At 33.2% G+C, this 24928-nt stretch carries 13 protein-coding genes; 7 read left to right on the top strand and 6 right to left on the bottom strand.

Going from position 1 to position 24928, the window contains the following annotated elements:
* Positions 1 to 572: 572 nt before the first annotated feature.
* The 7 genes from QM536_00510 (at position 573) to murB (ending at position 19081) form a co-directional block, all read left to right on the top strand.
* Positions 573 to 11807 carry a T9SS type A sorting domain-containing protein gene (locus QM536_00510; GenBank protein ID MDI9355495.1) on the top strand — a complete coding sequence of 3745 codons (11235 nt, stop codon included), beginning with the start codon at positions 573 to 575 and terminating at the stop codon, positions 11805 to 11807.
* 225 nt (positions 11808 to 12032) lie between these two features.
* Positions 12033 to 14951 carry a gliding motility-associated C-terminal domain-containing protein gene (locus QM536_00515; GenBank protein ID MDI9355496.1) on the top strand — a complete coding sequence of 973 codons (2919 nt, stop codon included), beginning with the start codon at positions 12033 to 12035 and terminating at the stop codon, positions 14949 to 14951.
* A gap of 97 nt (positions 14952 to 15048) precedes the next feature.
* Positions 15049 to 15489, top strand: a complete 441-nt coding sequence (locus QM536_00520; GenBank protein MDI9355497.1) for a hypothetical protein — start codon at positions 15049 to 15051, stop codon at positions 15487 to 15489.
* Between the two features lie 35 nt (positions 15490 to 15524).
* Positions 15525 to 15908 (top strand): hypothetical protein, encoded by a 384-nt coding sequence (locus QM536_00525; protein MDI9355498.1) that lies wholly within the window; start codon positions 15525 to 15527, stop codon positions 15906 to 15908.
* A 298-nt stretch (positions 15909 to 16206) separates the two neighbouring features.
* On the top strand, positions 16207 to 16788 hold the full coding sequence (gene ilvN, locus QM536_00530) for an acetolactate synthase small subunit (protein MDI9355499.1): 582 nt from the start codon (positions 16207 to 16209) through the stop codon (positions 16786 to 16788).
* A 6-nt stretch (positions 16789 to 16794) separates the two neighbouring features.
* Positions 16795 to 18042: an ABC transporter permease gene (locus tag QM536_00535; protein ID MDI9355500.1), complete on the top strand. Its 1248-nt coding sequence runs from the start codon at positions 16795 to 16797 to the stop codon at positions 18040 to 18042.
* A gap of 4 nt (positions 18043 to 18046) precedes the next feature.
* Positions 18047 to 19081, top strand: coding sequence for a UDP-N-acetylmuramate dehydrogenase (murB, locus tag QM536_00540; protein ID MDI9355501.1), 1035 nt, complete (start codon positions 18047 to 18049; stop codon positions 19079 to 19081).
* Here the strand turns inward: murB and rnc are convergent.
* The 6 genes from rnc to QM536_00570 all read right to left on the bottom strand — a co-directional run bounded on the left by rnc (position 19074) and on the right by QM536_00570 (position 24927).
* The gene (gene rnc / locus QM536_00545; protein MDI9355502.1) at positions 19074 to 19808 is read right to left on the bottom strand and encodes a ribonuclease III; all 735 of its coding nucleotides are present in this window, start codon (positions 19806 to 19808) and stop codon (positions 19074 to 19076) included. The two genes, murB and rnc, sit on opposite strands and share 8 nt — an antisense overlap.
* A gap of 3 nt (positions 19809 to 19811) precedes the next feature.
* The gene (gene fabF / locus QM536_00550; protein MDI9355503.1) at positions 19812 to 21065 is read right to left on the bottom strand and encodes a beta-ketoacyl-ACP synthase II; all 1254 of its coding nucleotides are present in this window, start codon (positions 21063 to 21065) and stop codon (positions 19812 to 19814) included.
* A 9-nt stretch (positions 21066 to 21074) separates the two neighbouring features.
* Positions 21075 to 21314, bottom strand: coding sequence for an acyl carrier protein (locus QM536_00555; protein MDI9355504.1), 240 nt, complete (start codon positions 21312 to 21314; stop codon positions 21075 to 21077).
* Between the two features lie 313 nt (positions 21315 to 21627).
* On the bottom strand, positions 21628 to 22752 hold the full coding sequence (gene dnaN / locus QM536_00560; GenBank protein ID MDI9355505.1) for a DNA polymerase III subunit beta: 1125 nt from the start codon (positions 22750 to 22752) through the stop codon (positions 21628 to 21630).
* Between the two features lie 32 nt (positions 22753 to 22784).
* Positions 22785 to 23777: a MoxR family ATPase gene (locus QM536_00565; GenBank protein ID MDI9355506.1), complete on the bottom strand. Its 993-nt coding sequence runs from the start codon at positions 23775 to 23777 to the stop codon at positions 22785 to 22787.
* Positions 23778 to 24027: 250 nt separating this feature from the next.
* Complete coding sequence (locus QM536_00570) at positions 24028 to 24927, bottom strand: sugar phosphate nucleotidyltransferase (protein ID MDI9355507.1); 900 nt, start codon at positions 24925 to 24927, stop codon at positions 24028 to 24030.
* Position 24928: the final 1 nt, after the last annotated feature.

A 24928-nucleotide genomic window follows, 5' to 3' on the forward strand; every position in this document is an offset into this window, starting at 1 on the left:
TATAAGACCAGTTTAGAAACTTTATTAACCATGAACTTCCATATATTCGAAAAAAATGTGTAATTTCGGAGAGAAGTGGTGCATGGCAAAGTTCATTTATTTTTTTAATTTAATTTGTAATGAGTATAATTATGTAGAATAAAAGTTTTGTGTGTTATGGATATACATATTTTTTTTAAATCTCTATTTAACACTCTCTAAAAAATTATCTTATTCTGAATGTAAATATTGAATCCACTCCCAAATTTTTTTTTGCAAAAATATTAGTTTTTAAACTTACTGATAATCCAGTGAGTTACAAAACTACAAACGTTCTAAAAGTTACTTTTCAGACACTCTTACTCTCTTCCCTTTCCATATTTATTCATTCGGTGAAAAGATTTTTATACTTTCTTATAATGCTTCTATGATTAATAACCCCAATATTTCACTTTTTTATGAAGAAATAAGTAGGAAATTGCTTTTTATTGTGTTATATTATATTTTTTTTGTATTATAATTTGTATTATATATTGCAATGCAATATAATGATTCGGTAATAGGTAAAAAAATTAAAATAAATAATTGAAGTAATGAAAAAATCTTTTGTAAGAGTACAGTTTGTTTTTTGTGGGGTTTTTATGTGGAGCGTGTTAGGTGTGTATGGAGGAGTGATTATGCGAGAGAATACTACTCTCTTAGCACCTGTGGTATATACTCCGATTGAGGTGACAACTCAAAGTTTTGTAGCAAGGTGGTCTCGAATTGCAGGCGCTACGGGATATAGATTAGATGTGTCTACTAACTCTCATTTTACTTCTTTGTTACCAGGATATGCAAATCTTTTATTGACAGATACTACAAAAGAAGTATTAGGTTTGGAAACAAGTTATATTTATTCGGTGGAGTATCGTTATTTTTATAGAGTGCGAGCTGTTAATACCACTACTAATACTATTTCGGGAAACTCCGATACTATTACTGTTATACCACCACCTCGTTTTACAGAGATGACGAGTAGTGGTTTTTCTCTGGTAGGGGTCAGTAATAATCCAAGTAATAATATTGGGAAGGCTACAAGTAGTTTTGGAGATTTTGATAATGATGGTGATTTAGATTTATTTCTTGCGGGGAGGTCTTCTTATAATACTGTTATCTCAAAACTTTATAGGAATATGGGGGCTGCGGGTTTTGTGGAGATGAGTGGTCCTTATTTTTCCTTTGTGGCAGTAGAGCATTCCACATGTTCTTGGGCTGATTACAATAAAGATGGGTATGTAGACCTTTTTATATCTGGTGAAAATGGAAATCAAAAATATGCTTATCTTTATAGAAACGAAGGTGGGATAGCATTTTCTGTGGCATCTTTTTTTGAAGCGGTAAGTTCTGCTACCAGTTGTTTTGGAGATTATGACAAAGATGGGTATCCGGATCTTTTTGTTTCGGGTGTAAATAGCAGTGGTAGTGTTACTATATCCAATATATATAAAAATAATGGGGGAAATTGGTTTAGTCTTGTTCTTAATACTAATATTGCAGGAACAGAAAATGGTTCGGCGGTTTGGGGGGACTATGATAAGGATTCGGACCTTGATTTATTGCTTTCGGGAACAGTTGGGTCGAGTGGTCCTTATTTTTTTCGTGTGTATGAAAATAGAAATGGTACTTTTACTCCTTCGTATAGTTTTGCATCTTCTGTTTATAATGGTAGCATAAGTGTTGGAGATTATGATTCGGATTCTGATATAGATGTATTCATTACCGGTCATTTCACGAGTTTGTATGGTATTTCCAAATTATATAAAAATAACTCCGTAAGTGCATTTTCTTTTTCAGAAGCATATCCTGGTAATTTTACAGGTTTAAAAAGTTCTACGGGAGCATTTGGAGATTACGATAACGATGGGGACTTAGACTTATTTCTTTCGGGAGTAAATGTTTCAAATGAAACACCTGTTATACAGATATATTATAATACAGGAAATGGTTTTGTAGAAGATCAGTATCATTTTCTTTCAGGTGTTTCTTCGGCTACTCAAAGTGTTGGAGATTATGATAATGATGGGGATATAGATATATTTATTTCAGGTAGAAATGCAAGTAATAATCTCGTTTCCAAGTTTTATAGAAATAACAGTATGAGAAATAGCCCCCCTCTTGTTCCTACTCATCTTCGTAGTGTAGTGAATGGACAAACGGTCACCCTCACATGGGATGCTACAGATGATAGAACTGCTACTTCTGCTCTGAGTTATAATATATACATAAAAAGTATATACAATAATCAGATTCTAAATGTAACGAATGCTCTTGCAAATGGAGTCCGTAAGATTGCTGAAAGGGGGTCAATTGCCAAAAATAGCTACACCATTACTCTGCCATTTATTGCATCGTATTATAAATGGAGTGTTCAAGCGATAGATGCTTCTTTACAAGGCGGAGCATGGGCAGCGGAGAGAGATAGTTTTTTTCTAAAACCTGTTGCTTTTCCCGCACAGAATATTACTACAAACTATACTTCTTATTTACAACCAACAGAATTTACTGCTTCGTGGAATGAATCACTAGGAGCAACGGGCTATCGTGTTGAAGTGGCATTAGATACAGGATTTACACAATATGTTCATGGATATTCTGATACATTAGTAAGTGGAACAAATCTACGAGTAAGAGGGTATCCTTACACTACTTTTTATTATTACAGGGTTCGTGCTGTAAATACAACTACTAACTTTGTTTCTTTATATTCTAACAGAGTTTCTCTTTTTGCTTCCAAGAATTTGAATCAAATAGGATTTGCAGAATGTAATACTTTTTTAGGGCAAAAAAGATCTTCTAATGATGTAGGAGATTATGATGGGGATGGGGATTTAGATATCATTGTTTCGGGAAATGGACAATATTCACAGCTCTACCAAAATCAGGGAAATGGAAATTTTATAGAAGTATACCCAAATACTTTTATAGGGATTTATAAAGGGTATACTACATTTATAGATTATGATAATGATGGCGATGAAGATATTTTTGTAACAGGGGGTAATGTTCAAAATGCTCTTAATCCTGTGGTAAAATTATATAAAAATAATGAAACGGGCTTTACAGAGTCGGTATTGCTTGTGGCTCCTTTTGAAACTCTCCATTCCCCAACGGGTGCTATTGGAGATTATGATAGTGATGGATATTATGATATATTTCTTTCGGGAGAAAGAGCAGATAGGAGTGCTTATAGTCAGGCATTTTACAGAAATATGGGAGGAACGGCTTTTACAAAAGTAGTATTTGACTCTATCCAAGCTGTAGGGAACGCTACCGCAAATATGGCGGACTTTGATAATGATGGAGATTTAGATTTATTTTTGGGAGGGAGGAGGTCATTGATGGATTCTACGGTTGTATTATCTCAATTATACAGAAATATAGGAACAGGATTTCGTAAAATGAGCAATACTTTTACGGGTATAAGAAATGGAACTTCTGCATTTATAGATTACGATAAAGATGGTTTTGTAGATCTCTGGGTTTCAGGAAACAACGGGACTACCAGTCCTGTACATCTTTACAAAAACATGAATGGAACGGGATTTACGAGGAGTAATTTTTCTGCTTTTACATACGCTCATAATGTACATTCTACTTCTTGGGGTGATTACGATGGTGATGGGGACTTAGATGTTTTTATAGGACAAGCAGTATCAGGTTCTGTTTCCAAAATGTATAAAAACAACATAACGGGTTTTTCAGAAGTAGTGGGGAGTGCAAATTCGGGATTTCAGTTACCCTATTTAAGAAACGGAAGTAGTAATTTTGGGGACTTCGATGGAGATGGAGATGCTGATTTATTGGTTGCAGGAGAAAATGAATCCTCACTTTCTTTCACAAAAATATATTGTAATAAGTCCATAGAAAATGAAACACCCTTTGATACACTTACTTTAGCATTAGATGATAGTTCTTTTACGGCATTAAATGGATCTGGCTCTATTCTTTTACAATGGAATAATACTACTCCTAATCGTCTTGCATTTAATTATGATATTTATATAGATAAATATTCTCGTTTTGATACCCTTCGTTCCCATATAAAAAAAACCAATGCTACTTCTCCCTATTTTAGAAGAATTAATAATATTCCATATACGTCTGCTTCTTATACAGAAAATAATCTATCGCCTGGTTTTTATTATTGGAGTGTAAGACAATCGGATGGGCAAAGTTATTTAACAGAATGGGGTTCAGAAAGAACGTTTATGATTATTCCTCCCGCCAGTAAGGTTACTAAAAACTCTTTTGTTGCCATATGGAATAGATTAGACAGTGTCAGAAGTTATACAATGGAAACATCTCCCTCTTTTAATTTTACTACTATTGATTCTATCTATACGAACATAAGAGATACTGTCAAACAAATATCAGGCATCAATAATTCGTTATATTACCGAATAAAACCAATAAATGCCGATACCAGTATACACTATTCTAATATTATTTCTGTGAGATTAGATACGGGATACTTCTCCCCCAGTTATTCTTTTGCAGGAATGCATAATGGTGCTTCTGCTTTTGGAGATTATGATAATGATGGAGATATGGATATATTTATAATGGGTATTGGTAGCACAGGTATTCCTATTAGTATGCTTTATAAAAATAATGGTATAAGAGGGTTTTCGGAAGTATTTCCTAACTTTTTTCCAAAAATAGCAAATGGTGCTGTTGATTTTAAAGATAAAGATGGAGATGGGGATTTGGATATTTTACTAGTGGGAAATAATAACGGAACCGCAGCAAATTTCTTTTATACGAACAATAATGGAACCAGTTTTACTCCCGTTTCTTTCTCTAATGCTATTTACGATAATGTAAGAACTGCGTTAGAAGATTATGATAACGATGGCGATATAGATATATTTCTGTCTTCTCGGAGAGAACCACTTTATGAAGATATTATTTTTCGGAATAATGGAACAGGATTTGTGAGTATGAATACTCCATTTTCATCTGCAGACCAAATACAATTAGCAGATTTAGATATTGATGGAGATTTAGATATATTTGTAACCCAAAGGAATGTTGGAACTAAAGCCCCTGTTGTGTATTGGAATAGAAATGGCATATTTTCTACTTTAGATACTGCTCTTTCTACTTATTCTACCAAAAATGCTGCCTTGGGAGATTATGATAACGATGGAGACTTAGATATTTTTTTAGGAAACAATGCATCTTCTCTTTTCAAAAATAATAATGGTATTTTTTCAGAAAAAATACCAACCCCTTTTCCTAGTACTTCTAATGGGTCCAGCGTATTTGCAGATTATAATAATGATGGTTATTTAGATATGCTTCTCACCGGAAATATATCCCCTTCTAATCCTATTACACGACTGTATAGAGGAATTAAAAACGGATTTTCATCTAGTTATTATACCTTTGTAGGGGTACAGAACGGAATCGCAAGCTTTGTAGATATCGATTTTGATGGAGATCTGGATGTTTTTGTAAATGGACAAGATAATACAAATGCTTCTTATTCTATTCTCTATCTCAATAATAAAGATAATTTTAACCGTTCGGCAAATCCTCCCCTAAGATTAGAACACTCTGTGGTATCAAATAATAAAGTAGTTTTGAGTTGGGGAAATGCTACTGACATAGAAACACCTCAAAATGCTTTACAGTATAATATATCTCTGCGAAGCTCCCCATCAGGAAGTGAAATACGCAGCTCTCATTTTTCTTCTATAAATAGCTTTAGAAATATAATAGAAAGAGGAAGCATCCAAGGAAATACAACATTTTTACAAACTCTTTCCCCGGGAGTTTATTATTGGAATGTGCAAGCAATTGATGCGGGATTAAAAGGTGGAGCATGGGCAACACAAAAAGCATTTACTATTACTCATGGGAAAAATGCTCAAACTATAAGTTTTGATTCCCTTAGAACTCTCATTCCAACAAATCCACCTCTCTTACTTACTGCTACTTCCAGCTCGTCATTAACAGTATCTTACCAAAGTACGAACACGAATATTGCTCTTATTTCAAATGACTCTCTCAAGACGAGAGGAGTAGAAGGAGAAACATATATTATTGCTTTTCAACAAGGAGATTCTTCTTTTTATGCTGCAGAACCAATTGTACGAAAACTTATAGTGAGTCGGACTTTTCAAACATTAGATTTTTTAAATCCCATATCTAAAACTTATGGAGATAGTACCCACATACTTCCTGCTACCACTTCTGCGGGACTCATCGTTTCTTATATGAGTTCTAACTCTGGAGTAGCTACTATATATAACAATACCGTTACCCTCATAGGAACAGGCACTACCCTCATCACTGCTACACAAACAGGAAATATAAGCTATACTCCCATTTCTCTTTCTCAAGTATTACGATACTCCAAACTTCAAACTATTACCTTCTCTCTCCCAATGCAAGTAGAAGCTTGTAAAAGAACTAAGGTTATAGCAACCGTATCATCAGGTCTCACTCTATCGTACAGTAGCACCAATACTATGTTTATGAATACCATTCAAGATACTTCGCTTACTATACAACCCCTTTCTCCTAATATATTGCCATATAACCACACCATTACCGCGTATCAACCAGGAAACATACACTACTACCCCTCAATACCCGTCACCCAAACAACCAATATCACAAAAATAAATACCTCTATCACTTTTGATACTATATCACGCAAAAGATACAATGATATATTTACACTTCCTAACAACAGCTCTACAAATCTATCAGCTTGCTCAAATACTACTTTTCCTATAACTTATACTACAGCCCAGACAAATATTCTCCAAATATCTAATAATACTATACAAGCAATAGGAGTGGGAACAGCAACTATAACCGCAACGGTATCTTCTAATTTTAGTAGTGTGTTTGGAAATTTTCACACACCAAGCCCTGTTTCTCGAGTGGTAATGGTAGAAAAAACAACACAAAGTATCTCTTTTATAAATCTTTCTAACACCAGTTTAGGATATGTGGGTGCAAAAACAATCAATGTATCCGCAAGTTCAGGACTCCCCGTAACTTTATCTCCCACGAGTTTAAATATTGGAAATATAACAGGTTCTCCGTGTAATTCATGGACAAGTTGTACTATCAATTTTACAGGAGGTGGTGGAACAGGAGGATCCAGAATTATTACTGCGAGTCAAGCAGGAAATTCTTATTATCTTCCCACACAAGTAGATATAAGTATACCTGTGAAAGAAAATCAAACCGTAACATTTGTAAATCCATCACCACGAGAATACCGTTACGGTGATCCTCCGTTTGTTCTCACAACACCACAAGTTCAATATTCACCATCTATAACTACTAGAGTTTTTCCATTCCCTATAGACAGCTTGCGTGGTACAGTAAATTCTAAATATGACAGCATACTCGCAGCTGCTAATACTTCTGATAGTATAGTAATTTCTGGAATAGAAAGATTACGTGCAATATCGCTTTATAGAATGGACAGCTCAATTGATGACAGAATAACTTCTGCAACCAACATCTTTTTTGGGGTTAATAGTGGAGCAACTTCTGTAAAAGGAAGCAAGGAAGTTACAATTACTGGTCCAGTTATCCCAATCTTTCTCAGTTCTGATACTGAAGTAATTTCTATGAATAACGGTATGAGCGGCAATACAGCTACTATAGCAGGAGTTGGATTTGCTGAGATTAATGCTTTCGTTCCCGAAAGTGATAGATATTTTGAAGGAAACTCCTTTTATTCATCTTCTTTTTTACCTGTGAATGTACTGCAAGGAACACAGACGATTACCTTTAATGCTCTTCCTGATAAAATATACAGTGATACGAGTTTTATTATACTTGCATCTACAAATAGTAACCTTCCTATTTATTATGTAAGCACGAATACTACTATTCAAATAACCGGTGATAGAGTAACATTAGTAAGACCGGGGGGAGCAACCATAACTGCTTACCAAACAGGAAATATTAATTACACATCTGCATCTCCCGTAAGCAGATCTTTTTCTATATTCAAAGCACCTCAATCTATTTCTTTTTCTTCGCTCCCTGAAGTAACATACGGAGATAATTATATACTTTTAACAGCAGTATCGAATAGTCGGTTACCCATTTCTTTTAACACTGATTTTACGGGAGCGTCTTCTGTAATTATATCTCATGATACCTTGAAAATACAAGCGGCAGGGACCGTCTTGATTATTGCATCACAGTTAGGTAATGATTCTTATTACCCGGCAAGAGATAGTGTCCAAACACTCATCATTCATAAAAAATCACAAAGTATTACTTTTGATTCCATTCCTGTACAAAAATTTATTGGGTCTAATCCGTTCTTTACAATCCCTATTAGGAGCAGTAGCAGCATCCCTATATCCTATTCTTTTTCTAACCCTACCCTTATCCAATCCATATCCCCCGAAAAAGTAGTCACCATGAATGGTGTAGGAAGCACTATCATAACATCTCAACAATCAGGTAATAATAATTATACACCCTCTAATACTATATCTAGACTCCTAATTATTAAAGCAGACCAAAGCATCACACTAGCACCCATCCCTCCAAAATTCTATTTAGATAGATTCAAAGCAGATATTTTTACAGAGAGTCTTCGTCCTATAACATATAGATTCTCTAATACTCTCGCTACTGTTGTAGATGATACCCTCATAATGCAAGGAGTTGGAACCGTTGCTCTTACTGTAAAACTATTGGGAGATGCTTATTACCTACCATCTGATTCTATAACTAGAATTATTACCATAACCAAAAGATCCCAAACCATACGTATACCCCAACTTCCAACAATACGATTCGGAGACGCACCATTTGTTCTCGGAATATCTGCAACCAGTTCATTATCCGTATCATCCAGAGCATCTAATGGAATAATTGTTCTTACCGGAAATACTGCCACTATAAGAGGTAGCGGAATAGTAGCTATCACATCTCAACAAACAGGAAATATAAACTTCTTACCAGCCAAAAGCGTGGTAACATTCTTAACCATTCAGAAAAAAAGACAATCCATTGCTTTCCCTCCCATAGCAGAGAAAACATATCAAGATGCACCCTTCTCTCTAATAGCATCTAATTCCGCAAATCTCCCCATAACTTTCATCACATCAAACTCTAAAGTATCTGTATCCGGAAATAATCTCATTATTAACGAAGCAGGAATAACTACTATAACAGCATTTGGAATTGGAGATCAAAATTATGAAGCATCAGATAGTATATCCCAATCTCTTACAATACATAAAAAACAACAAACCATACATTTTCCAACAATACAACCTCTCGTCTACCAACAAGAAATCCCAACTAATGCATCCGCTACAAGTCAACTCCCCCTTTCTTACCAAAGTTCCCATTCTGATGTCATCATTTTTAATAATACCATTATAGCAAATACCGTCGGAACGGTTACTATTGTCCTTATACAAGAAGGAAATAAAAACTTCTTACCCGCAAATTTTGTATTTCAAATCATAACCATTAATAAAAAACCACAAACTATAACATTTCCAACAATCCCCAAAAAAATATACGGCGACCCCAATTTTATACTCCTCGCCACAGCATCCAGTAATAAAGAAATCTCTTTCTCCACATCTAATACACTTGTCAGTATATTCGGAAAAAACGCTACTATACAAGGAGCAGGAACAGTTACTATATATGCAATTCAAGAAGGCGATGATATCTATGACTATGAACAAACAAGCCAAGTCCTTTCTATAAATAAAAAATCACAAAACATATCCTTCCCAATAATACCCCATAAAACAACCCTCAGCCCTCTCTTTACCCCCAATGCTACTGCTTCCTCCTTGCTCCCCCCCTCTTACATATCTCTCAATTCATCCGTATCTATGGTAGATAACCAATTTGTAAAAACACAGAGCGGAGGAATGGCACATATCCTTGCTTTGCAAACAGGAAATGAAAACTATCTCCCCGCAACACCTATAACACAATCTTTCATCGTCTTTGATTATATGAAAAAATTTCAAACAATACACTTTCCTACAATAGGAAATAAAATAATAGCCGATGAAACTTTTATACTCACAGCTTCCTCAACATCAGCATTAGAAATAACATACATATCATCCGATACCTCCCTTGTCTCTATCATTGGAAACACCGCTCATATCATAGAAGGAGGGGCAGTTTCTATAACCGCATATCAATCAGGAAATGATATTTATAATATTGCTCTTCCCGTCACCCAAATAGTAAATATATTCGACACCTATAAAGACCCCCAAACCATAACTTTTGAAAACTTTACCTATAAATACTTAGAAGACCAACAATTTACCCTTACTGCCAACTCCTCTTCTAAACTCCCCATTACTTTTATCTCTTCCAACACAACAATAGCAACTATCACTCATAATAATGTCATGTTGAAAAAAGGAGGAGTAATCCAAATAACAGCAAAACAAGACGGAAATACTTTTTATAACCCCGCCACCCCTATAACTAAAACACTTTTCATCTTTGACAAAAGTAAAGAAAATCAATCCATTCAATTCGACCCCATTGCACCACAAGTTTTTGGATATCTATTCCCACCTCTCAATGCCTTTGCTACTTCAGGACTATCAGTATATTATACCTCACAAAATACAAATATAGCTACCGTAGATGGAAATATGATTATCGTCCAACAACCTGGTATTGCCACCATAACTGCCTTTCAAAACGGAGATGCAATTTATAATCCCGCCACACCAACCTCTCAATACGTTATAATACACGTCTATAACAAAAAATATCAAACTATCACCTTTAAACCCATCCCAGAACAAAAACTATTTAACAAAAAACTCACCCTAACAGCATATGCAAGCTCCTCACTCCCTATATCATACACATCATCCGACTCCACTATCGCATCTATATCTGAAAATATCGTTTCTTTCAAACAAAAAGGTATTGTATTTATAACTGCCCTACAACATGGAGACGAACATTTTAATCCCGCAATTCCTATCACAGAAAAACTATTTATACAAGACCCAACAAAAACAACACAAACAATCACCTTCTCCCCTATAAACCCAAAATACTTCCACGAAAACACTTTCTCACTAAACGCATTCTCCTCATCAGGATTAGAAATAATATATCAAACATCTAACCTAGAAATAGTAGCCCTCTATAAAAACACTATTACCATACTATCCCCAGGAACCATAAATATAACAGCCACTCAAACCGGAAATAACGAATATCTCGCCGCTACACCAATAACCCAAACAATAACCATCAATAAATCATACCAAACAGCCCCCATCCCCATAATTATAGAACAATGTCTCTGCAATCCCATCATTACACTGCCCCTATACTCCTCAGCCTCTCTCCCAATAACATACTCCTCGTCTACCAAACTCCTCACTATCAATAAAAATAACTTTATTTTATTAAAAAATGGGATAGCTACAATAACAGCATACCAAACAGGAAATAATTTTTATAACCCAATAAACCCTTTACAGATTTTAGTAAAAATAACCCCTTTAATTCTTACTCCCACACAAAAAAATAATACCTCTATTACCATATATCCCAATCCTACTCATGACTATATAACCATTCAATCGAATAAAACACAAAATGTTTCCGCCCTAAAATTATATGATATGACAGGAAAAAATTATGAACTCAAAATGAAAAGTAATGAATGGAACGGAACTTATGAAATAGACTTAAAAACATTGGTAAAAGGAGAATATATCTTAGTCCTCTACGATGAAACAGGAAAAATATTGAAAGCCGAAAAAATAACCAAGAATTAAAAATAAAATGTAATACTATAATATATAAAATGATAACAGCTTATATCATTGTATGGAAATGCAAAAAAATAATGAAAAGATTCTTACATTTTCTCATTATTGTATATGATTATGTTACATATGTATTTTTCACCAGATAAGGCATATAAGTTCATAAAAGGTATCGGGTGCTTTCCCTCTCACAATAATAAAAATCTATTTTTACAATCTCACCCAATAAAAAACATGAAAACCACATTAAAAATAACATTAGAAGCTCTAATAGCAGTATGTGTTTGTTTTTTCTCTTTTCTCAACGCCCATTCTACCCATATAAGAGCGGGAGAAATCATAGTAAGACGGCTTTCTGCCAGTGATTATAAATACGAAATAAAAGTAATTGGCTATACAAATACAAGTTCAACAGCAGATTTTGGAATGGGACAGCTCACTTTAGGAGATGGAACTATCCTTACCATAGATGACGTTGTTACTCTCCCCATAATAAACCAACCCGTACCAGGTGCTGACAATGTAGGATATAATACATTAGTATTTGAACATACTTATAGTAATAGAGGAACTTTCATCATTGGTTATACAGAACCAAATAGAGATGAAGGCGTTCTAAATATCCCAAACTCCGTAAATACCCCATTTTATGTGGAAACAAAAATAGTTATCAACTCCCAATCTACCTCTTCAGTAGGTCTTAATAGAAGCCCCGTCTTTACTTCTAAACCAATCGATAAAGCAAACGTAGGATCTATTTTTTTTCATAACCCCGGCGCCTACGATCCGGATGGAGATAGCTTATCATTTTCTCTCATTACTCCTCAAAGCAACGCTAAAAAAGATATTAATGGGTATAGACCACCCAATTTCAACTCTTTTTATACCAATATCAATTATGCACAAGGAAATGAAGCAAAAAATGGAGAACCTCTTTTTTATATAAATGATACTACAGGAACCCTTACATGGGACGCACCTGGCGATGCAAAAACAACAACAAGAGATGGTACTAAAAGAGAATATAACATCGCATTTAAAGTCACAGAATGGAGAAAAAACTATGGAACTTGGAACGAAATAGGATATGTAGTCAGAGATATGCAAATAATAGTAGAAGAAACAGATAATAAACGCCCCGAACTCATAACACCACCAGATACCTGTCTCATAGCAGGCAATACAATAGAAAAAATTATCAGAACCCAAGACCCTGAAAACCTCCCTATGAAAATAGAACTCTTCGGAGCAATGAGTCAAGACGACTTCATAAACCCTCCTACCATATTCCCTAAATTTATTGTCCCCGAATATATTGCAAATGCAAAAATGAACTTTCTATGGAAAACTTCTTGTGAAAATATCAGAGACGTCCCTTACCAAGCCATCTTTAAAGTCACAGATACACACCCCGCACCATTCTCTTCCCCACGATTAGTGAACTTTAAAACTTGGGAAATACAAGTAGTACCACCTCCTCCTCAAAATCTTATCGCTACACCACAACCCAAAAGAACCATAAAACTCACCTGGGATAAATATGTATGCCCAAAAGCAGATAGCATACAAATATGGAGAAAAGTCGATAGCTTTGCATACTCCCCAAAACCATGTGAACTGGGAATACCTAAAAATGGAGGATATGAACTTATCACAAAAACCCACACTGCCCATACAGAATACACAGATGATAACAATAAAAAAGGATTAGCGCCCGCAGCTACTTATTGCTATAGAATAGTTGCAAATGTTCCATATCCCTACTCCCTTGAAAGCATAGCTTCCGATGAAGCATGCACTACTATTTTAGGAAGCGCACCCATTATAACAAACGTAGATATTAATAAAACAGATACAGAAACAGGAGAACTTTCCATAAAATGGAAACCACCATTTCAAATAGATTCCCTTGATATAGTACCACCATATACTTATAAAATACTCAAAAAAGAAAAAACAGAACCTCACTTCTCAACCCTAATAGAATCGACTCCCGATACCTTTTTCATAGAAAAAAAACTCAATACAGCTGATAAAACACACTTTTATAAGATAATGCTCTTAGATAAATATAAAAATATCCGAGACAGCTCTGCTATTGCAAGCTCCGTAAGAGCTGAAATAAAACCAAGTGCAGGATCATTAGAACTAACATGGTCCGCAGAAACCCCATGGACCATAAAAAGTCAAAAATACCCTACTCATAATATCTTTAGAAATAATGCTATTCCCCAATATCCCGATAGCATGGTAAAAATATCCGAAGTAAATATATTTACAAACGAATTATATTATGCAGATAACGGAACTTATAATAGCACTCGTTTATCCGAAAATACAGAGTACTGTTATTACATACAAACATTAGGCACCTACCAAAACCCAAGAGTACAGGACCCCCTTCTGAATAGTTCTCAAATAATATGCTCCAAGCCAAAGGATACCATACCGCCATGTCTTCCAACACAGTTTACTCTCAACGCAGCTTTGAATAACGACCATTGTGAAAGTAAACTGAATGACCAATGTCAATTTGAAAATATCTCTAATACCATTACATGGCAAAACCAAATATCAGACACATGCCAAAATGACCTTGCCTATTATAAAATATATTTTACCGATGATATAAACATCGCTCTCAAACCTATTGCAACAGTCACTATTAACCAAAAAATCAAAGAACAACAATTTATTCACACGAATATACCTTCTTTTAAAGGATGCTATTATATAACCTCCGTAGATAAATCCAATAATGAAAGCAAACCCACAGAAAAAACCTGTGTAGATAACTGCCCATTCATATATTTTCCCAACGTTTTTACCCCAAATAATGACAAAAAAAACGATGTATTCACTCCCTATTATTACATAGACCAAACAAACTCAGCAGAATTTAACAAAATGCTCTGCATCAGATTTGTAAAAAATCTTACTTTTTTTGTTTTCAATAAAGACGGCGTAACTGTCTATAATTATGATTCTAGAACCAACGAAAATAGTATTTTCATACAATGGAATGGAAAAGGAAATAATGGAAAAGAACTAGAATCTGGAGTCTATTTTTTTGAAGCATCTGTAGAATTGGATGTGTTAGATACAAAAAATACTCAAAAAAAATATAAAGGATGGATACAAATAATGAGGTAAACCAATATTTTTATAAAATATACATTCACAAATACAAAAAATCAAAAAACACAAATATAAATTACTAAAAATCAGTTTCATCAGTGTTTCATTAAACATGAAAAGAACATATTTAGTATTGGTAGTACCGTTTTTCATATCCACTTGGGTATATGCCCAAAAGGACAGCATTGGAGGAAGCATTTTATCTGCATCCTTACAATTCCCTCCGAAGGAAGTAAACTGGCTCTCAAGCAAAGGTTTTACTTATGATACCTATAATGGAAGGAACGAGGAAGTAAATTATTATCTGCGGCAGGCAGTAAGATATAGAAAGCAGAGGAAAAATAATCTACTCATTGGAACGGGAATTGGTTTTGCAGCTGCAACTCCTCTTTTTATATATGCTGGAATTCTTATACATGATTTAGTAACGCACCCGAGGATGCATTTTCTTAATTTTGGTGGTACTGTTATAAAAACGCTTTTGATTATGGCGGGAGTAGTAGTGACTGGTACAGGATATGGTATAGAGCATAGTTTTACCCCCACCGTATAAAACGTAGATCGGGGCTGTCTATTTATGATGCACAAATGGCTCTGCGAGGAGAAGGAGAAAGAAAAACCACTCCTCCTAATGAATTTAACACTATGAGGTATTTATCTTGGTTAGAAGAATACTCTTTTCATGTAAAAAGTTATAAGTGGGATGTGGAAGAAATAAACCTGCACCTGCGAGCCGCCATAAAGAACAGAGAAACACTCAGAAAAATAAGAATATATGCAACGGGAGCATTAGCAATAGCTGGTGCAGGAATTATTGCATCCAGCACTCTTAATACACCTTCTGTAAATAATTCTGCTGTGATAATATCAGGAGCAGCACTTGCTGGTACCACTATATTTCTAAACATACATCTTAGAAATAAGGCAAGGAAGCATGTGCAACAGGCAAATATGTTGCGTGCTGTAAGATAAAATTTGTATCTCTGTGCAAATATTTGAGTATAGGAATCATCCCTCCCACCAATGGCAGAAAGGGAGGCATAGTAGTGAATGATTATAAAGATGCTTATTGTTTTGAGGCGTTGAAATAAGAAAAAATAGTAAAACAGAGAGGATAATGTAAGAGTTAAAAACCCTTGTGGTTGGTCTCATTATAAAAATATAAATAAGAAAAAGAGTGTCCGTAAAGACATTTTTGTTATAAATATCATAATTTATGTAGATTTTCGTAAAATGTTAAATAGATACAATAATTTTTAATACATCAAATATGTCATCACTTTATACAAAACAAATGGAAGAAGATACAGAAAGAGATTTTACTCTTTCTGTATTAACAGAAGATAAAGCAGGATTGCTGAATCATATTACTATTATATTTACACGTAGAAAAATAAATATAAAAAGTTTGAATGTTTCTTCAACAGAAGTAGAAGGAGTAAGTAGATTTACTATAGTAGTATTTTCTACTCGGGAAAGAATAGAAAAAATAGTAAAACAAATTAAAAAATTGGTAGATGTTTTGGGAGCTTTTTTATACGAGGATACCCAAATTCATTACCAAGAATTAGCTCTTTATAAAGTTCCTCTCAAAATATTTATGGGAGGCGATAAAATAGAAAAGATAGTAAGAGATAATAATGCTCGTATTTTAGCAATAGAAGAAGATTATATAATCATTGAAAAAACAGGACATAAAAACGAAACCTCTGCTTTATTTGAATCTTTATCACCATATGGGGTTTTAGAATTTGTACGTTCGGGGAGAATATCTATGTCTATGAGCAAACGTCCAACACAAACCTTTTTGAAAGAGTTAGAAGAAGCAAAAACAAATTCTATTTACCAATAATATTGTATGAAAGCATTGCGTTTAGTACTTGAAAGTTTTTATTTTGCAGCGGCAGCATTAAAAACAAATTTATTACGAACAATACTCTCTTTGGCTGGGGTCACTGTTGGAATATTTGTAATTATTACAGTTTTTACTTTGGTAGATTCTTTAGAAAAAAGTGTAAAGGAGAGTTTTAATTTTATAGGATCCGATAATCTCTATGTAGAGAAATGGCCTTGGGGATTTTCAGGAAATTACCCTTGGTGGAAATATATAAATAGACCTCAACCTACTTATGAAGAATATAAATTTTTAGAGTCTAATCTTGATTTCTGTAAAGCAATTACGATTATTTCTTTTGCTGATAACGTAACAACTAAAAAAGGCAGTAACTCTTGCAGAGGGAATTTACAAGGGGTTTCTTATAGTCACAAAAACGTATATGACATCCCTATAGAAAAAGGAAGATATTTTACAGAATTAGAAGCCGATAATGCATCCAATGTTATTGTTTTAGGTAGTAAAATAGCAGAAAACCTTTTTAAAAATGAAGACCCTATAAAAAAAAGAATTAGTATAAAAGGGCTCAAGTACTTTGTTGTGGGAGTAATCAAAAAAGAAGGGGAAAGCTTCATTGGAAATACAAGTAATGATGAAAATATGTTCATGCCTATTAAATCATTTAAGAAAATTTTCTTTTCAAACTCATACGATGGAGCGTATACGTTCTTTGCGGCAAAGGCGAAACAAGAAGATATTGGTATGACGGAATTGGAAGGAGAATTAAGGGGGTTACTAAGACAAAAAAGAACATTGAAACCACAACAAGAAGATAATTTTGCAATTAATCGACCAGAGGCACTTGCCTCGTTTTTTGCTTCTATATTTAGTGTGTTAACCATCGCAGGATGGGTTATTGGAAGTTTTTCAATTCTTGTAGGAGGATTTGGTATAGCAAATATAATGTTTGTATCGGTAAAAGAAAGAACTCATATTATCGGTATTCAAAAATCATTAGGGGCAAAAAATTATTTTATTCTTTGCCAATTTCTCTTTGAATCTATCTTTTTAAGTACTATAGGAGGAATGACGGGGCTATTTTTAGTGTACCTTATCACTTTTATTCCAATAGGTTCTCTCTCCTTACAACTGACAATAGGAAATGCATTGGTAGGTATATTGGTTTCTTCTATCATTGGAATTGTTTCCGGAATAATTCCTGCATTTAATGCTTCTCGATTAGACCCAGTTATTGCTATTAGAACACAATAATTTTATGTATTCTATTCAAGAGAGAGTAAATCTTTTTCCCTTTCATACATTTCATTGCCATGTGTTTTCAAAATATTTTATAGAAGTGAAACAAGAAGAAGATTTAAACTCCATTCTTTCTTCAAAAATATTTTCTGAAAATCCTTATTTTATTATCGGAGGGGGCAGTAATATTCTTTTTTTACATGATTATGAAGGGATTATTCTAAAAATATCTCTTATGGGTATAACATTAATTACAGAGGATAGTGACACAGTAGTTATAAAAGTAGGTGCAGGGGTTATTTGGGATAATTTTGTAAGTTTTTGTGTTAAAAAAAATTATGGAGGGATCGAAAATCTTTCCTTAATACCTGGTACAGTAGGAGCAAGTCCTATTCAAAATATAGGTGCTTATGGAGTAGAAATAAAAGAATGCATAGAAAGAGTATATGCTTTAGATGTTATTTTACAAAAAGAATGTTCTTTTTCGGCTGAAGAATGCCAATTTGATTATAGAAATAGTATATTTAAAAATTCTTTGAAAGGAAAAAAGATTATTACGAAAGTACTTTTTAGATTGTCTAAAAAACCGAAAATAAATATTTCTTACCCAGATGTGCAAAAAAAATTAAAAGAACGGGGTATACTATATCCTACTTTATTAGATATCCGTAAAGCAATTATACATATAAGAACAGAAAAACTCCCCGACCCCCATGTACTGGGAAATGCGGGAAGTTTTTTTAAAAATCCTATTATTTCATTTTCTGATTTTCAAAGAATACAAAAACAATATCCGGATATTATAGGATATAAACAATCGCATTCTTTTGTAAAAATACCAGCAGCTTTTTTAATAGAAAAATCGGGATGGAAAGGGAAGAGAATAGGTATGGTAGGAACTTATCCCAAGCAACCATTAGTAATAGTAAATTATGATAATGCTACGGGAAAAGAGATATGGGATTTTGCGCGTATGATACAAAAATCTGTATTTGATTTATTTGGCATCCAATTAGAACCTGAGGTAAATATACATTATAAAACGATTATATAATCTGTATTTTTTTACAAGCATTTGCAGAAGATTCTTGTTCAGCTTTTTTTTTATTACTTCCCCATCCAATGCCTATTTCTTCATTGTTTAGTATTATAAGAGATTTAAATCTTTTTGAAGTACGGTCGTGTGGAGATTCAACCATTTGAAAATCTAATTTTGTTGAATGTTTTTGTGCCCATTGCAGAAGGATACCTTTATGATTATTATTGATAATTACTTGTGTAGTATCTACATGGGGCATTATTATTTTTGTAATAATAAATTTTTTACAGAAATTATATCCTTTATCTATATAAACAGCTGCTATAAGAGCTTCTAAGGTATTTCCATAAATATTTGTGTTTAGAAAATTTTTTGAAGTATCAATAATATTTATAAGGTTATGAATTCTCATTTTTTTAGCAATTATATTCATATGTTCTCTACTTACTATTCTAGACCTTACTTGTGTAAGAAACCCTTCATTTTTAAAAGGATATTTATTAAATAAATATTCAGCAACTATCATATTAAGAACAGCATCTCCTAAGTATTCTAGTCTTTCATTTGACTCTGTAATGCCGTGGTGTGTCTTGATTTTAGAAATAGATTTGTGTAGAACAGAAAGTTTATACAATTCTATATTAGATGGTTTTTCCCCTATAAGTTCTTTAATTGTGGTTTCAAACAGTATCTCATTTTCTGTTCTTCGTTTTCCGAGTAATTGCATCCATCGTAATACCATTTGTTACTTTTCGAATTTTTTAAATACGATAGAAGTATTATGTCCTCCAAATCCAAAAGTATTGCTTATACAAATATTTACTTTTCTTTGCTGTGAAGAATTAAAGGTAAAGTTTATCTTATTATCTAATTCTTCATCGTCTGTAAAATGATTGATAGTAGGAGGAATAGTTTGATGCATTATAGCGAGTATAGAAGCTATAGATTCTATAGCACCTGCGGCACCTAAAAGATGCCCTGTCATGGATTTGGTGGAGCTTATGTTTATACTATAGACATGTTTTTGGAACACTTCTTGTATAGCTTTAATTTCTGCTTTATCACCAAGAGGGGTAGATGTTCCATGTACATTTATATAATCAACATCTGATGCTTTTATGCGAGCATCTTGGATAGCATTTATGAGTACAGATTTAGCACCAATTCCTTCGGGATGGGGTGCAGTAAGATGGTAGGCATCGGCAGACATTCCGGCTCCTATAATTTCTGCATATATTTTAGCTCCTCTTGCTTTTGCATGAGAAAGAGATTCTAATATTAAAGCACCTGCTCCTTCGCCAAGTACAAATCCATCTCTTTCTTTATCAAAGGGTCTGGATGCGGTTTCTGGAGATTGGTTTCTTTCTGAGAGAGCTTTGCATGCATTAAATCCTCCAATACCTGATTCATTAATACACGCTTCTGAACCACCTGTTACAAAAACATCTGCTTTACCTAATCGGATGTAATTTAAGGCATCTATTATGGCGTTACTGGAAGAAGCACATGCGGAGACAGTTGCAAAATTAGGACCTCTGAATCCGTATCTCATAGAAATGTGTCCTGCAGCTATGTCGGCAATCATTTTAGGAATAAAAAAGGGATTATATCGTGGAGTTCCGTCACCTCTTGCAAATTCTGTTACTTCATCATGAAAAGTTTTTAATCCTCCTATCCCACTTCCCCATATAACCCCTATTCTATCTTTGTTGATTTTATCTATATCTATAAATGAATGTTTAATTGCTTCATCACTAGAAACTATTGCATAATGAGTGTATGAATCCATTTTTCTGATTTCTTTTTTATCTATATGATTCAGTGGATCAAAATTTTTTATCTCGCATGCAAATTTAGTTTTAAATTTTTCAGCATTAAATTTTGTAATAAAAGAAGCTCCACTTACTCCATTTGAAAGTCCTTTCCAATACTCCTCTATAGTATTTCCTATCGGAGTAAGTGCTCCAAGTCCAGTAACTACAACTCTTTCAAACTTCATTAGTTCTAATTATTTAGATGTGTGTTCTTGTATATATTTTACTACTTCACCTACTGTTTTGATTTTTTCTGCTTCGTTATCAGGAATAGTAATTTTAAACTGGTGTTCAAATTCCATTACTAATTCTACTATGTCTAATGAATCTGCCCCTAAGTCATTTGCAAAATTCGCATCAATAGTAACTTGTGATGGTTCTATTCCTAATTTACCTACAATAATAGTTTTAACTTGTTCTTCTATCTGTGACATTGTTTAAATTGGTTATTAAAATATTTAAATAAATAGCATTGATTTTTTGATGAATATAATTGTTGAGTATGTTATCAAAAAGTTATTTTGATACATTTATAATTTTTTAACTATTTGGTTATAAATAGTTTTAAAACTCAATATTTTTATGAAAGCGGTTCTTCATTGCCATCTTCCATTGTTTATAGGTTCTGTCTAAAACTTTATTTTTGGTATCCTTTTAATCTGGTAACTATTTGGTTATTGGTAGTTTTAAAACTGAATGTTTGTGTAAAAAAGAGTTTTTATAGATGATTCAATAGATGAGTGTTTCTTAATCATTGTTCGAGTTTAAAATAACAGGCATTACGAGTATAAGGATATCTTCATTTAATTCTTGTTCTAGAGGTAGAATAAGTGCTGCTTTACTTGGATTTAACATTTTAAAATCTACCATATCAGTATCTAATATTTCAAAAATATTTATGAGAGATTTTCCATTAAACCCTATTTCTATATCTTCACCACTGTGTTCTACAATAAGATTTTCTTTGGCTTCTGTTGATCTATCTATATTTTCTGCAGATATTTCCATGTGATTATCTGTAAGATTTAGACGTATTAAATGGGTGTTTGTATCAGCGTAGATAAAAGTCCGTTTCAATGTTCCTAGGAAATTCGTTTTATTTACTGTAAAAATATTATCATTGTTGTGCGGGATAACATTTTCATAGTTTGGAAATTTATCATTTATAACACGACTTATCATCTGAATATTTTGGAATTTAAATATAATACAGGAATCATTAAATCCAATAATAACATCTGTTTTTTCGATAGGGAGTTTTAAAATATCTAGTGCTTTTTTTTGAACGATACATTCGCCTTCGGATTCACATGTTACATCTGTTCTTGTGTATCTAATAAGTCTATGTCCATCGGTTGATACAAGTGTTAAAGCATTTGTTTGAAATTTAAATAATACTCCTGTCATGGCAGGTCTCATCTCATCTGTTCCTATCATGGGTTTTGTAGTTTTTATTCCTTTTGATAATACAGTGGAATAAATCATTACAGTGGAAGTATCGGTTGTTTCTATTGTTTTTGGATAATCTTGAGGATTGGTCCCTAAAAGTTTATATGTTCCTCCATCGTTAGTTGTGATTTCTATGTTGTATGATATTTCATCAAAGGAGAAAGTGATGATTTGATCTGGTAAATTGGATAATGTTTCTAAGAATATTTTTGCAGGGACAGCGATGGATCCTTCTTCGGTAGTATCTACATTTGAATCTACTATCATTGTGGTGTTTGTATCTGTGGCTGTGGTTTTAAGAACTCCGTCTTTTATTTCAAAAAGAAAGTTTTCTAATACGGGCATTATAGGATTATTAGAAATAGGTCCGATAACAAGGGACAGTTGTTTTTTTATATATGTTGATAATACGGTAAATTTCATTGGTTTATTTTTAAAAATTATTTGTTAAAAAATTATTTAAATCCTTTTGTGGTAAGTGGGATTTTGTTCAGTATGTGTTCTATTATGTCTTTTGTTTTTACATTCTCTGCTTCAGCTTCATAGTTTAAGATGATACGGTGTTGGAATACGTCTATTGCCATATCTTTTATATCTTCTGGAAGTACAAAATCTCTTTGTTGAAAAAATGCTTGTGCTTTTGCTGCTATATTTAGGTTAATGGAAGCGCGTGGAGAGGCACCGAATTGAATATATTTTTCTATTTCTTTGAATCCATAGTCTTTAGGGTTTCTGGTAGCAAATACGAGTTCTATTATGTAATGTTCTAAAGAATCTGATATGCTCACTTGACTTATTTCTTGTTTTATAGAAGAGATATCTTCTTTGGTGAGGATGACATCTAATTGTGGTTCGGATCCGAATTTAGTCATGGTTCTCATTATTTCTAGTTCTTCATGTTTATTTGGATAATCAACATATACTTTTAGCATAAATCTATCTACTTGTGCTTCAGGAAGAGGATATGTTCCTTCTTGTTCTACGGGATTTTGGGTTGCGAGTACTAAAAATGGTTTGTCTAAGGAATAACTTGTTTCTCCGATGGTTACTTGTTTTTCTTGCATGCATTCTAAGAGGGCTGCTTGTACTTTTGCCGGGGAGCGGTTTACTTCGTCGGCAAGTATTATATTAGCAAAAATAGGACCTTTTTTTACTTCAAATATAGATTTTTGTTGATTGTATATCATCGTTCCTACTAAATCAGCAGGTAAGAGATCGGGAGTAAATTGTATTCTTTTAAACTGTAATTGAAGTATTTTTGCTAATGTATTTACTGTTAGTGTTTTTGCTAAACCTGGTACTCCTTCTAATAGTATATGTCCATTGGTGAATAGTCCTATAAGTAGTCTATTTACCATATATTCTTGTCCTACTATTACTTTTTTTATTTCTTTAAAAACTTGGTTTATTTTATTTTGGTGGTCTTTTTTTGTTTCGTGGGTAATCATAATTTTTTATTATATTCTTATTTTTATATATTATGTGTAAAATATTTTTTTTATATATTATATGCAAAATAAATTATTTTTTTATATTTTATAGATAACTATGTAGGTATATTTAAAAAAATTCATTTTTTATTCAAAATAATTTAATAACTAAAAAAAAATGGGTAATTATATGAGCGTAATAGAAAAAATTATCACAAATTCCTCTCCTTTTAAAGGTGGGATGCAAAGACTTGCTTGAATCTTTTTTTTAATTATCTTTTCTTATATCATCAGGATAATGCCTCTCTAAAACGAGTTTATGAATTTTTTCTTTGACTATTGCTTGTTCTTCTTTATAAGTAATTCCTATCCAATTTTTTCCATCAGGTATTATATCTATGGTTGCATTTTCTTTTTGCATCATATAATACACAGCAGAAGGGATATAAAATTCTGCTTTTGAGCTTCCTTTATTTATCTGATGAAATACGTTCCATTGATTTTCTAAAGAGGTAAATAATACTGAGGTAAATGCCCAACAATTCATAGACACAAAGGTATTATCTGCTAATATTTCTCTTTCTTTATGAGGTTCTTCGTTGGTAATAATTCCATTTTTGGAAGCTATATGTGTTTTTTCTACCAAAGATAGTAGCTGTTTATGTGTATTTAGTTCACAAATGCCACGAGAAACACTTCCTGCGAGAGAAAGAGTTTCTTTTAAAAGATAGGCAACCATAGCAAAATGGAGCTTTGTATTATCTACCTGCATTAAAAAATTGGATAGTGCTTTATAGGCTTCTCTTCCATAAAAATCATCGGCATTTACCAAAGCAAATGGTTCTTTGAGAGTATCTTTACAAGATAACAGTGCATGCCCACTTCCCCAAGGCTTTATTCGTTCTGCTGATTGTTTGGGAGGTGTTTGTATTATAAACTCTATAGAAATTTTATTTTTCCAAAAAGTGTGTATATGTTCTTTTATAAGAGCGAGAATATCTTTTCGGACAATAATGATGACTCGTGAAAATCCGCATAAAACAGCATCATAAATAGCGTAATCCATAATCCATTCCCCTGAAGGTCCGAAAGCATCAGCTTGTTTGATTCCTCCATACCTACTTCCTACACCCGCTGCAAGTATTACTAATGAGTATTTTTGCTTCATA

This window comes from Chitinophagaceae bacterium (genome assembly GCA_030053935.1).
Taxonomy (GTDB): domain Bacteria; phylum Bacteroidota; class Bacteroidia; order Cytophagales; family JASGCU01; genus JASGCU01.

Excerpts from the sequence above, each read along its gene's own strand:
- QM536_00510 (MDI9355495.1), top strand. The coding sequence starts at position 573 with ATGAAAAAATCTTTTGTAAGAGTACAGTTTGTTTTTTGTGGGGTTTTT.
- QM536_00515 (MDI9355496.1), top strand. The coding sequence starts at position 12,033 with ATGAAAACCACATTAAAAATAACATTAGAAGCTCTAATAGCAGTATGT.
- QM536_00520 (MDI9355497.1), top strand. The coding sequence starts at position 15,049 with ATGAAAAGAACATATTTAGTATTGGTAGTACCGTTTTTCATATCCACT.
- QM536_00525 (MDI9355498.1), top strand. The coding sequence starts at position 15,525 with ATGGCTCTGCGAGGAGAAGGAGAAAGAAAAACCACTCCTCCTAATGAA.
- ilvN (MDI9355499.1), top strand. The coding sequence starts at position 16,207 with ATGTCATCACTTTATACAAAACAAATGGAAGAAGATACAGAAAGAGAT.
- QM536_00535 (MDI9355500.1), top strand. The coding sequence starts at position 16,795 with ATGAAAGCATTGCGTTTAGTACTTGAAAGTTTTTATTTTGCAGCGGCA.
- murB (MDI9355501.1), top strand. The coding sequence starts at position 18,047 with ATGTATTCTATTCAAGAGAGAGTAAATCTTTTTCCCTTTCATACATTT.
- rnc (MDI9355502.1), bottom strand. The coding sequence starts at position 19,808 with ATGGTATTACGATGGATGCAATTACTCGGAAAACGAAGAACAGAAAAT.
- fabF (MDI9355503.1), bottom strand. The coding sequence starts at position 21,065 with ATGAAGTTTGAAAGAGTTGTAGTTACTGGACTTGGAGCACTTACTCCG.
- QM536_00555 (MDI9355504.1), bottom strand. The coding sequence starts at position 21,314 with ATGTCACAGATAGAAGAACAAGTTAAAACTATTATTGTAGGTAAATTA.
- dnaN (MDI9355505.1), bottom strand. The coding sequence starts at position 22,752 with ATGAAATTTACCGTATTATCAACATATATAAAAAAACAACTGTCCCTT.
- QM536_00565 (MDI9355506.1), bottom strand. The coding sequence starts at position 23,777 with ATGATTACCCACGAAACAAAAAAAGACCACCAAAATAAAATAAACCAA.
- QM536_00570 (MDI9355507.1), bottom strand. The coding sequence starts at position 24,927 with ATGAAGCAAAAATACTCATTAGTAATACTTGCAGCGGGTGTAGGAAGT.